Source organism: Kluyvera sichuanensis, from assembly GCF_014218705.1.
Classification (GTDB): Bacteria; Pseudomonadota; Gammaproteobacteria; order Enterobacterales; family Enterobacteriaceae; genus Kluyvera; species Kluyvera sichuanensis.
The window spans coordinates 1-12,374 of record NZ_JABBJF010000024.1 but is presented as its reverse complement, the minus strand read 5'-3'; the positions used below and the strand labels follow the sequence as shown (position 1 = coordinate 12,374).

General features: G+C 42.7%; 12 protein-coding genes. 10 read left to right on the top strand and 2 right to left on the bottom strand.

The window, feature by feature from the left end:
• Position 1: 1 nt before the first annotated feature.
• Positions 2–748 carry an AcaB family transcriptional regulator gene (locus HII27_RS19750; RefSeq protein WP_099530999.1) on the bottom strand — a complete coding sequence of 249 codons (747 nt, stop codon included), beginning with the start codon at positions 746–748 and terminating at the stop codon, positions 2–4.
• A gap of 437 nt (positions 749–1,185) precedes the next feature.
• Here HII27_RS19750 and HII27_RS19745 point away from each other — a divergent pair, with 437 nt between their 5' ends.
• From HII27_RS19745 to HII27_RS19700, 10 genes are all read left to right on the top strand, one after another.
• Positions 1,186–1,797, top strand: coding sequence for a hypothetical protein (locus HII27_RS19745; RefSeq protein ID WP_009653893.1), 612 nt, complete (start codon positions 1,186–1,188; stop codon positions 1,795–1,797).
• A 62-nt stretch (positions 1,798–1,859) separates the two neighbouring features.
• Positions 1,860–2,360, top strand: a complete 501-nt coding sequence (locus HII27_RS19740; RefSeq protein ID WP_016241582.1) for a hypothetical protein — start codon at positions 1,860–1,862, stop codon at positions 2,358–2,360.
• Positions 2,361–2,726: 366 nt separating this feature from the next.
• On the top strand, positions 2,727–3,491 hold the full coding sequence (locus HII27_RS19735; RefSeq protein WP_016241581.1) for a single stranded DNA-binding domain-containing protein: 765 nt from the start codon (positions 2,727–2,729) through the stop codon (positions 3,489–3,491).
• 75 nt (positions 3,492–3,566) lie between these two features.
• Positions 3,567–5,123, top strand: a complete 1,557-nt coding sequence (locus HII27_RS19730; protein ID WP_007372238.1) for a recombinase RecT — start codon at positions 3,567–3,569, stop codon at positions 5,121–5,123.
• 57 nt (positions 5,124–5,180) lie between these two features.
• Complete coding sequence (locus tag HII27_RS19725) at positions 5,181–6,290, top strand: lambda-exonuclease family protein (protein ID WP_007372239.1); 1,110 nt, start codon at positions 5,181–5,183, stop codon at positions 6,288–6,290.
• 371 nt (positions 6,291–6,661) lie between these two features.
• Positions 6,662–7,039 carry a hypothetical protein gene (locus tag HII27_RS19720; protein WP_007372240.1) on the top strand — a complete coding sequence of 126 codons (378 nt, stop codon included), beginning with the start codon at positions 6,662–6,664 and terminating at the stop codon, positions 7,037–7,039.
• Between the two features lie 59 nt (positions 7,040–7,098).
• Entirely contained in the window at positions 7,099–8,178 is a 1,080-nt protein-coding gene (locus tag HII27_RS19715) for an AAA family ATPase (RefSeq protein WP_007372241.1), read from the top strand.
• 59 nt (positions 8,179–8,237) lie between these two features.
• Positions 8,238–9,593, top strand: a complete 1,356-nt coding sequence (locus HII27_RS19710) for a DUF3150 domain-containing protein (protein WP_016241580.1) — start codon at positions 8,238–8,240, stop codon at positions 9,591–9,593.
• Between the two features lie 64 nt (positions 9,594–9,657).
• Entirely contained in the window at positions 9,658–11,571 is a 1,914-nt protein-coding gene (locus HII27_RS19705) for a VWA domain-containing protein (RefSeq protein ID WP_007372243.1), read from the top strand.
• Between the two features lie 63 nt (positions 11,572–11,634).
• The gene (locus HII27_RS19700) at positions 11,635–12,135 is read left to right on the top strand and encodes a hypothetical protein (RefSeq protein ID WP_016241579.1); all 501 of its coding nucleotides are present in this window, start codon (positions 11,635–11,637) and stop codon (positions 12,133–12,135) included.
• Between the two features lie 161 nt (positions 12,136–12,296).
• On the opposite strand, the gene HII27_RS19695 is transcribed toward HII27_RS19700, so the two are convergent.
• Positions 12,297–12,374 (bottom strand): IS1 family transposase (locus tag HII27_RS19695; protein ID WP_001401901.1); only part of this gene is annotated, 78 nt, incomplete at its 5' end.

Here is a 12,374-nt window from a genome sequence, read left to right as displayed (position 1 = left end):
ATTAAGCCTGCCGTTTAATGGCCTCATTCTGATCATCATTCGCTTCATTACTGGCATCCTGCAACACCTTTGTTTCCTGTTCTACCTGGGTAGGTTCTGTCTCAGTGCTTCCAGCCAATTCTTTTTCAGCGGCCCGGCCATTGGCCTGATTAAGCTCATCAGCAGATGCCTGCGCGTGACGTTTGAGTGATGCTGCCAGATCACGAATGAGATTATGAAGACGAGACTTAAACTCCTCGACCTCATCCTGATTAAAACAGTTATTTAACCAGAGGGTATCGATGATCTGGTGCAATTTATCAAAGTTCTGAATAATGCGGATAACCCGCAGCGCTTGCGGCGTTCTGATGCGAACCTCATGTTCTTTTGGATGGGTATACCCGACTTCATTGAGGCTGCTGCGTTCTTCTTCTTCTTTTACCGCACGGTTCAGAATAGCAATGTTATTTTCCAGTTCTTTCTCAGGCATGTCGATTACTTCGTTAACCGCCTTCAGTGTACGTTCAATCGCACCACTGTATTTAGTGCCAAGCCGTTCAAGGGCTCGGCTGTTATTGGTCAGATTGAAGAGAGCCTGGGAGATAATGTTAAAATTACGGGACTGTACCCGAATACCTTCCTGGGTGTGAAGAGTAAATTTCACGACAGCTTCAGGATTGGAATATTCGACACGAGAGTTAGGGGTTCGGTTATCCTGAGCCCCACTCTTTTTAGCTTGTTTTACGGTTTGTACCGGTGCTTTAGCCATAACAGAACCTCGGAGTTAATTTGTATGCCAATTGATTAGGCCAAAACTCAGGATAGTTGTCATTGAAAAATGGCTGCAATATGACCATGAAAAACCGACTTGAAAAATTAAACCAATATGCTTAAATGAATAAGAACCGAGCTGACGGACATCAGCACAACTTCCTAGTTAATTTCGCGCTCAACCAGCGCCCACCGGATGACCTCCTCCCGGGTTAACTACGCCTTCTACAGGCCCGAGCATCTCTGATGTGTTTAGGTTAAACCTGACATGTCTCTTTGCTTACCCAAACGGGTATTTTGGTTCTCAATCCCAAACAAAAAAAATTGTTAATCCTTTTAACTCCAGCGAATCAACAGATGTGCAGTTTTGTGTACATCCGTTTAGTTTACCTTTTAGGTAGCTAAATTTTCGCATTCTAAATTTATAGGTGATCTATGTCTGACCCAATCTCATTAATGGCAGGTATCGTATTTTTTGGTGCTGTGTATTACCGTGCCGAATATATCAGATTCCTTGGCCCAATCTGGCTGGCAATTTTTATAACGGAACGCGGTTTACTGTTCACTGGTCTCGGTTTTGTTACCGCGACTGTATGTGTAGTTGTTGCTTTACTCGTTATTTATAATTCATTCTTTACCAAGTCTGGGAAAAAATCTAATGAAGCAACTAATGGAAACATGGTTGAAGGTGTTTCTCGGGCTGGGTCAAATAATGACAAAGCCAAATATGCAAACCATCGTTTTGAAGGAAAGCTTGTTTACCACGGTCTCGAAAACTGGAAACACGATCCTAATAACGATAAATCGTATTTAGTCACAATACGTAGTGGTGGGAAAGACCATGAAATTTGGGCTGTTGGGCTCAAAAATGCTGTTGAGACTTGTGGAGCACAAGTTGGTGATATTGTTTCAGTCTGGAAAGAGTCTGAAGTAAGAACCGACAAAGCACAAGTGTTTGACGAAAGCGGTAAGGTTACAGGGTATCGTACTCTCCTTAACGAAAAACGTCGCGGCATTTGGGTTATGCAAGTACTCGCCGAAAGCTAAAATATTCTTAATTCAGGCTATAAGCCTTAACTTTTTAATCTTTTAAATATATGAGGTATATTATGACAATTGTCTATGGTAGTAGCATTGAGCCGGGTGGTATGGAACTGGATGATTACACAATGATTGCAGAGTGTGAAAATTGTGGGAAAGACTGCCGACATCGGATTTATGAAGACTGTGTTGCAGGGGCAATAAACCAGAGATTCTCTTATACGTGTAATCACTGCGGTTATCATTCCTGTAACGCTGAAGTATGTGACGTATGCGATAGCATCGAATGCGAAGAACATGCTGGTCGTTATCAGTCTAATATTTTCTTCGAAATGCATGAGCTCATTGAGCTCATGAAAATAGAGGGAGATATACTGGCAATCAGAGCAAAAATCAATGTAGGCGCTCACGACTTTGGAGATCTTTCAAAGTTAGATGATTGCCTGCATAGGCTCACCTTTCCAGGTTACTATGAACGGCGAAATACTGATCTCTATAAAGAGATATCAGATGCTTCAACCGACATGGCAATCCAAACATGGAAGCGTCTGGAACGCTTGTTATGCTAAACCTCCCTATAAAAACCCAGCGAAAGCTGGGTTTTTTTCTTTTCTGGATTGACCAACCAAACGTCGTATCATAATCTTATATCGCGGGCATCCCGCTTAACTTCTTTTAACACTCTTTATTTCGGCAACGCGCCATCCCTGAATGAATAAGTTCATTCGCACGGCTTCCCTACGCCCATAGAATTCGACACACGGTGCATCATGCATCGTGTTTTCTGCGCCGTCGAAAAAGGTGTTTTTCCTCTTGTTGAGGATACAGTGAGTCCAGCACTCTAACTGGATGCTTCACAAATCTTTCTAATTTTTGTGCCTATAGCACTAAATCATTTTAACTTTTTTAATTTAAAAATTTATGAGGTATAAACTATGCAATCCAGAGCAAAGGGTATTGTTGCGATAGAACCTAAATATGTGCCTGCATCTAACAATGCAGATTCATATATTTATTTCCGTTTGCGCTGTGACATGTCCATTAGCGGCAAGTCTCAGACCGAGTTCTATTCGATAAAAGCATTTGGTAAAGTCGCGGATTTTCTACGCGATAATATTCAAATGAATACCGAACTGTATATCGAAGCATTAGCTCGATCATTCCGTTATACAAAACATGGTATTGACCAAATGAGGACTGAGTTTCATGTTTTCATGGCTCGAATCATTCAGACTGGTCAATCAATAGATACCCGTGCAAATGAAACTGTAAAGCCACCATCTACATCAACCGTCACTTCGCTATCCCCTCAAGTAGCGCAAAAACTTAAGGACGATATGAAGTGGCAGAAAATGTCTGATGAAGAGGTAAGAACTGCTTCTGAAAAATGGAGAACAGTATATGCCGAGCAAAAGCAGCTGCACCCTGGAAAAGAGTCTGTATCACCAGACAACAATAAAAATTCAGTAGAGAAGATACCAGAAGCTTCGCCGAAGCTGGATGCTAAGAATAGAGCCGTGCAGACATCACGTCCGCAAGCCGCAACCTCTAAGCACCCTGTCAACATGCAAGCCTGGACAAATCTGCCAGCCGATAATTCGACAGCAGCCGTTATTGTAGCTCGTATGAAACTTAATGAAAAATTAAGCTCCTCCGGGCAAGTAACTTTAACTAACGCATATTCATCAGTTCGCGGTTGATATGACTGGTTGCTGATTCCTCAGCAACCTTCTTCTTTTTTAATCTTATAATTTATTTAATTTAATGAGGTATATATGTACTCAAATAAATCACGTAGTTCTGGTTCATTCTCAAACAACAATAAAGGGAACACCGATATTGTCGTTAAGATAGACAGCATTGCTCGACATATGTTGTCGCTCGAAAAGATGTTTGCATCCGCAGGTTCCAGTTCACCTCACATCTCATTCGAACGTGAATGCGTTTTTGCAAAACATATTGTCAACAATAATAACTACTTGGCTGACATAGCAGTTAATAATCCAAAGTCCTTCGAAACAGCATTCCTTCAGCTTGCAAGTAGCGGCCTTACTCTTGACCCGGCGCAGAAGCAGGCTTACCTGGTTCCACGCGATGGTCGTGTCATTCTTGACGTGTCCTATATTGGGCTCAGCAGGATGGCCACCGATGAAGGTTTATGCGAAGACATTGTGGCTGAATTAGTTTTTGAAAAGGACTCATTTAAAACCAATGGTCGTCGTTCCAGCCCAGACCACGAATTTGACCCCTTTGCTTATAAAGGGGGACTCGTTCTCACAAACACCGATCAGGGTGCTTTAGGAGATCGAGGCATGTTCAGGGGGGCTTATGTCGACTATTTAATGAAGGATGGACGTCATCTGGTATTTTTCATTGACCTTCAGGATTTAGCTCAATCTCGGGCGAAATCCGAATCTTGGGCAAAAGTGGAGAAACGGCAGTATTCACCGTGGACTCAGTTCCCTTGGAAGATGGTGCTCAAGTCAGCTATTAAGCAGACCATACACTTAATTCCTGGTAACCGTACTCGCCTGAGTTCAATGATTGAATATCTGAACACTGCTGGTGGTGAAGGTTTCCGTACAGCAACAATACCCGTCGCAGCTGCTGAAGCTGAAATGGAGGTTAGACAAGAAGCCAGGACGGCTGGTAATACGGATACTACAATCCGAACTGCAAAGTCTGATGATAAAGTTATTGAAGGTGAGTTTAATAAGCTCCCTGAAGAACCTGATTCAACCGAGCAGCAGGACATCAAGAGCAATACACCAACCGATGTTTACGATACGGCTGAGGGAAATACACCTCCAGCTGACGTAAATGGTTCGGCTGATGATATTCTCCCTCCACCCGGAGAAACCAATGGGCAGTCCAATGAAGAAATGTCTGAGCATCCCGGGGTCAGAAAATGGGCTGAACGCAGAATTAAAAAGTTAGTAAGCCGGGCAGAAAAGACGCTTGGATACGAAACTATTTTAAACGATGCAAAAAGCAGTTTCGATCTGAATGAAAGTGAGCTGGCATTCGCTCGCTTATCTTTAGAAAAATCCCGTCGGTCACTTCTCAAAAATCATTTAACTAACGCAGTAGGTAGCTTCGATTTTACTCAAGTACTTAACTTCATCGAAAAAATGGGTAAGGGTGAGTTTAAAACCGACGCGGCCAAATGGGTCGGTGAAGTCCAAGCCGAATCAATGGAAATACACAAGTTATATCTTGAGGCTGTTAATACATCTGATTTTGTGAGGCTCAATGCCGCTCTCAACAATGTGACATTTCCCCCTCTAAAAGAAATGGTAGAAGGTCTTATTGAAGATCTTCTGGCCGCTTAACTTATCCGGCAGGAAACTGCCGGTTTAACTTTCTAAATTTATCTTAAGGTGATCATTATGTCTGACATTTATGAAGTCGTTGATGTTGTGCAGGGCTCAAAGGAATGGCTCGAATGGCGTAAAACTGGTGTGACAGCAACATGCTCCCCTATTCTGTTAGAGGAGGCTGGTGCAACTAAAACGCCCTACGAACTCTATTTGCAATACGCTGGCCTGATTAAGGCAGAAGACCTTTCTGTCATTAAACAGGTTGATGCTGGTAAAAAGCTTGAAGCACTTGCCAGAAGTTACTGCGAAAAAGAGATTGGACAAATCGCCCTGCCTTTCTGTGTAAGGAACAAAAAGTATCCTTACATGATTGCTTCGCTGGATGGGCAGTTCGACGATGGTTCAATCCTTGAGATAAAGAATCTTTGCGAGAGCAAACATCTTTCTATTCTTCAGCTTGAAACCAAATCGCCAGAATTCCGTTATTACTACTGGCAAGTTCAGCACCAGCTGCTGACAACAGGCGCACCCCAGGCGTATCTTGTGTTTTGGTCGGCCACTGACCAGACCAAGGTCTTTAAAATTATGCCTTCGAAGAAAGCGTTTTATCGAGTCCAGGTTGCCTGCGAATACTTCTGGAATAAGGTTCAGACAAAAACAGCTCTACCGTTTGATAAGGAAAAAGATATTTTGCTTATCTCTGACCCTGAAATCATGTCTCAGACACAAGGCTTTAAGCTTCCAGACGACCTCGAAGCTCGTGTGGTAGACATAGCCAGACAAGTTGGAACATTGCAGCAGATGGAGAAAGAGTTGGCTTTAAAGAAAAAGCAGTTCGAAGAATACCAGAACGCGGTCAATTTATTGATCCAGGGTCTAGGTGCTTCTATTGGCTTTTCCTATAACGAGCTGGTTAGAATCGATGGCTTTGGCTTTCGTTTTCTTCAGTCTCGCGTACCGGAAAAACCGAGCTACAAACGAATCTGCGATAAATTATCTATTGACCCCAAACATCATCCAGAATGTTACGGTCAGTCATCGGTACGAAATTCGTTAAGTACCTATGAATATAAATCAACTCTGACTGATACTGTCTACATTCCTTTGGATGACACTTCCGTACTGGTATCTCCTGGTGCAGAAGAGACAGACTCAGCCCAACAATACGTTGTTTTTTAATTATTGAGCCCAGTTTAAAACTGGGCTTTTTTTTTGCTTGACCAATTACACATCCTTTATTATCTTTAAATAGCGGCTTAGTCCGCTTAACTTCAGGCAACTGCCTTTAAACACCTTCTAAATTCGGCGCTCAAGCCACTCCTGAATACCTCCTGGTATTCACAAGGATTTCTTTCGCCTAAACAAATTCGATAGCCTGCGGCTCTCATAAGCGGCAGGCTTTTTTGTCCGTCGAAAAAGGTGTTTTGTTGTCACGTAGACAACAACAAGTGCCTCAGTCACTCCCAAACTGAAACTAGTACCTAACTTCAGCCTTCATGCAAGGCCTAATTCATCTAATTCACTAATCTTTTTAAATGAGGAGTCTGATCATGTTTCTTGTAAATATGACTGCATATCTTGCATCCCCAGAACAACGGGAAATGGGCGTTATTGATGTCGATCAGCAAGTATCACACGCATTACGTGAACTGTTGACCTTTAATACCTGTCCTTCAGAAGATGTTATGACCGATAAAGCTAAAGAATTTGCTGAAATCGCTACATCACTCTGTAATAAATATAAGGCTGATGGTGTACTTGTTTATGCCAAAACCTATTTTATGCCTGTTCTGGTCTCTGCATTGAGAGCCAGAGGCATCGTTTCTTATGTAACGTATGCACCAAAGGTTACCAGTGTTGATAACAGTGGCAGTGTTAGCCGCAATTATAAGCATGTCGATTTAGTACGTGCTGATATTGCTGCATAACATCATTCTTCTTAATTAATTTTTAATTTTTAAATCTATCTAATTTAATGAGGTATATCATGACTACTAATTTCGCAAACCTGTCTGTTGAAATCATGGCGCGCTCTACACCTGTCCACCCTTCTGTATTTGGTATTGTTGTTCCAGATCATCAGATGGATAAAGTTAAACCGTTCCAGGGATTTGACTCAGCCAATCCATTTAGTGCATTCGTGCCTAAACAGAATGACGACTATGTTTTTGAAGCGTATTTGCGTTCATCTGTACTGATGTGGATTAACTATCCACAAAATCAGTCTCTGTGGATCTCTGGCCCAACAGGTTGTGGCAAAACCAGTGTTGTCGAACAAGTAGCAGCAAGACTTAACTGGCCTGTCATGAAAACTACAGCTTCACAAGACCTGGATATTAACAATCTCATTGGCGGTCTCCGGCTTCAGTGTAATGAACTGACCGGTGATACCAAGACTGTTTTTGTTCATGGCCCACTGACGCTGGCGTACAAGTATGGACTGATTTTCCTACTCGATGAGTACGATCAATTAGACCCATCCTGTGCCAATGCCTTTAACGCCATCCTCGAAGGAGGGAATTTAGTTATTCCTGAAACCAACGAGGTAATTAAACAGCACCCGAACTTCAGATTTGTTGCAACGGCTAACTCAATTGGTCAGGGCGATTTTACTGGCGTTTATGGCGGTGTGAAAACATTAAATGTGGCCAACCTTGACCGCTATATGTTTATCACTGCTGACTATATGCCAAAAGAAACCGAGACTAAATTGATTACCAAATATATCCCCGACACCAAAGTCGCGGAGAAATTTGTTGACGTTGCGAATATGATTCGCGGTCTTTTTGTAGGCAAGAATATCACCGGTGAAATTGACACTAGTGTCAATACTAACAGTGCAAAACTCCCGGACGGTGTTCTTCCCGACACTCGTTTATCAGTAACGTGTTCAACTCGTTCGCTGGTGGCCTGGCTTGACCGCTACTCAATGATGAAAGCTGCAAAGATGCCACGTGCATTATTAACAGCTTTCGATTATCAGATTGGTAATCGTGCATCAGCAGATGATAAAAAATCTTTGCATCTCATCGTTGAAGCTGTATTCGGTTCTGAAGCACTTAAATAAAACCCCGCTTGGGGTTTTTTAATTCTTTTTAAATCAATTTTAAATTAATGAGGTATGTCATGACTATCAAATCCAATGCCACTCAGGTTCTGGAACAACTTATTCTCGTTTCTCTTTCTGATATCACCAGTATTAGTGGTCGTCGTAAGCTGAAAAGAGAAGATCTTGGTAACAGTGCTGATTTGCCACCTGATGTACTTGTTTCATTAGGTAGCAAGAAAATCATTGACCCACAACTCATCAATCCATTTACCCGCAAGAAGAATTCAGCTCACGCTTTATGTCTTGAAGCGGGTATTAAATTTATGGGAGGCTATGCAATTCCAGCCGACAAGGTTAATGATTTAATTGGTAAACTGAATGTACTTAAGGGCGAGTTTTACGATTACAAAAAGGAATTTATGAAAGCTGATTTTAATAGCTGGATTAATTCTTTTGAAGAAAAGTATCGCTCTATACTTTTGCGTGATGCTGCGATCGATTTGTCTTATATGGATAGCCAGATACAATTTGGCTTTACTGCGATTCATATCACACCTTATGGTAACAGTGTCATTCAGGATGGTTTAACTGGGCAAGTTAAAAGTTTAGCGGATGAAGTTTATGAGGATGTGGCTGATGTTGTTGAAGGTTTCCTTAAAAACAGGAACCCCGATGCGTTTTCTCAGCACACACTAAATCCTTTACGCCGCTGCGGCGATAAACTCGCTTCCCTAGCTTTCATCGCACCAAGCGTCCAGTCTCTTAGCGACTATGTTAATCAGGTAATGAAAGACATTCCGCTAACCGGCAAAGTGACGGGCAAACCTTATAACGACATTCTCTCTCTCCTCAATAACCTACGCGACCCAATTCATGCAAAACAGTTTGTAGAACTGCTGTCATCAGCCAGTACTACAGATGGTAACGATGCGATTGACCCATCACTTTCAATGAACCTTATTGGAGATGATGATGCCATGACTTTAGCGGCCATTTCGGCAACTCAGGTTCAGGTAGAAACGCTTCCTCCTCCGCATACAGATGCGTTTGCATCTGCTGTGGTAGTAGAAGATCCGATCGGATTGCAAAGCGTTGATTCACTCGCTGAAGCCCCATCTGTTCTGGTAGAAATCAATGGTTCAGCTGATACGTCTTTGGCAATCGAACCGGTTAATACGTCGGCTGATACTGACGTTAACGACTTGTCCGATACCCAGGAGCATGGAATTGTTAATGACGCTGTAATACCGGCGTTTAGTGCGGTTATAGTCGATGATGATTCATTTTTGGGCGGTGATTCGATTGTACCCCGCTCTCTGCCAGACTCAGCTCTTATTTCGGGTTTGGATTCTGAAAAAGTCATTGATGGAAAAGAGCCTGAAATTGTAATTTCGTCTTCACTCGATGATGACGAAACAATAATGGTGTTTTAAAAATAAAAGGCCCACTCCGGGCCTTTTTTCTAATTAATCTATTTAAATTTATTGTGAGGTATATATGGGTATTTATAATTCCCTTCCTATTGTCGCACGTGCATTAAGCTCTCAGATTGGTCTTAATGTTTCTGTTGGCGGCAATGAAGCATATGCTACGGAGACTGGTGCTGGTTTTCTTATTAACCTTCCATTCTTCAAGGACGCTGAAATGTTGGCAAATCCGTTATTAGGGTATGCCGTACATGAAGCAGCACATATCCGTTTCACTGATTTTGGTGATCTTAAGATATTCATTCAAGAGCATATGGAGTCGGATAAATACAACGTTGAGGTACTTAGACACCTGGTCAATCTTTGCGAAGATTTGCGCATTGAACGTGCGATGAGTTGTCGCTATCCAGGTACATTGAAGTATCTCAATTCACTGAATCATTTTTTGTTCAGTGAAGAAGCGGAATCCTGTGATAAAGCTTCATCGGTATTTCTGGATACCCTGCTTACTTGTGGTTTGAACCGCTTCAACGGTTTAACTATCCCAACAAAGCAAGTGCGTGAAGACTTTGAACGCATCTTCGGGCTGGAGCTGTACGACAAAGCTATGACGGTTATGGCTGAAGCAGTACAAGCAACCTCGATTAAAAAGGTGTTTGAAGTTGCATGTCGGTTATATGACCTCGCAGTAGATGCATTTAACGAAACTAATGAGCAAGAAGAACCTCCGCAGGATGATAATCAGGGCGCTGATTATGGTGACAGCAAAGGCGATGACAGTTCGTCAGAGCCGGGCCAGTCATCCGACAGTTCTGACAAAAATGGGGATGGCCAGACTGTAAGTTCAGGCGGTAATGGCGGCTCGCCGTCATCGTCAGCCGGTCAGAATGGGCCTTCTTCAGATCCTGATGGTAATACCGGTGGCGCACCAGATAAAGAACATGGGCAAAACGATAGCGATGATGAAAACGATAACTCATCGTCAACGTCAGCTAATCGTAATACTCCTGCTTCCGACTCTGGTGACAACAAAGCCGGAGCTTCCCAACCGGGCTCAAATGCTTCGGGTGAAGCTTCTGTCGTTAACATGTCCCAGGGCGGTAAAGACCCTTTCGAAGGAACCACATCGAATGACCTTGGCCGTACTGGACAGAACACTTCAGATAAGCTCAATCAGTTAATCAAAGACAAAGTACCCCCGCATCAACGTATCGTTTCACCTACTCCATATTCAGTAGCACCTGCGAAGCGGCACGATACCGGTAATGCATCCGTAAGTTTAGGGGTGCAGATGGCTACCGGGTTACGCCAATCACTTCATGGGTTGTTACAGGGTGTAAGAGCGGTGAGAAGAACACATCGTGAAACTGGTCGTAAGCTTGATTCTCGACTGGTTACCAGTGCCATGCTGGGCAATACGCGTCTTTTTAAACATAAGTCCAAGGCAGTAGATGTCAGTTCTGCTTTTACTATCCTGCTGGACTCTAGCGGGTCAATGAGCCGGTCGGTTAAAGAGGCTGAAGCCGCTGTTGTATCAATGTTGTATGCGCTCGATGGTATTCAGGGGGTAACTACCTCGGCATACCATTTCCCACACGCCGCACATAATAGCGTAGGTCTGTTAAAAGGACGGGAGCAAACTTTACGGACAGCTATAGGAACTCATCAGTTTGGTATTGGTACGCAAGGCTGTACTCCTCTTTGCGAATCGTTATGGCCTGCACTTGCAGACCTGACGTCAGCTAAAGCGGATCGCCATGTATTGGTTATAGCAACTGATGGCCAGCCTGATGATATGGCTTCTGCGCGAGCGATGATACAAAGCGCTAAAGATGATGACATCATCGTTATTGGCATCGGTTTCGGTGATGCCAGTGACCGCATGATGAAAAGTCTTTTTGGTGATACCGGTGTTTCTGTCGGTTCTGTTTCTGCCTTACGTAGCAAACTCTTTGAAGTAACCCGTAAAGCTCTCATGTCTTAATCTGTATTTTAATTTCCGTTTTAGCTTTCTAAATTAATTTAATTTATTTTAAAGGTGATCATTATGTCTGCAACCGCAAAATCTAAAGTGGTTCACGAAAATCAACTCTCATTCATGAGTATTTTCGATGCCACTGAAAGTGAATATGATCTGATATCAGCCGATTCAGAACATAATTATGAACTTCGTTTTTCATCAAAGATGGCTTACGAAATAATTCGGGATAGTATATATATCATGACTGCATACCGTAGTACTGGTGAGCAGCGTGTGGATGAAATCCTCTGGATTTGTTCGGAAGAAAATCAGGAAGACTTATGTTCATTTACGAGTTGCTGCAAAATAGCGGGTCTTGATCCATTCGAAACCCGGATGGAAATCCTGCACGAGTGGTCAAGTGAATTGGCAAAACAAGCAAGACTGATTGCGTGTCATCACTTTACTGCTCCCACTAATATGGAACATGTTGCATCCCAACGTATTGGATACGAAAAATACAGAAAAGCGTTTTATCACACTTATCCTAAAGAGGCTGCGAAGCCGCTTAAGAATAAACCTCTGTAATAATACAAACGCTGACTTCGGTCAGCGTTTTTTTCGTGCCACGCTGGAGACTAACATGAATATTTTAAAACATGACTTCGATAGTTCCTCTGAACTGCTACAAGCGGGTTTATTGCTTAATCAATTGGAGGATCTAATAGGGTTTAGGTAATGACTCCAACTTATTGATAGTGTTTTATGTTCAGATAATGCCCGATGACTTTGTCATGCAGCTCCACCGATTTTGAGAACGACAGCGA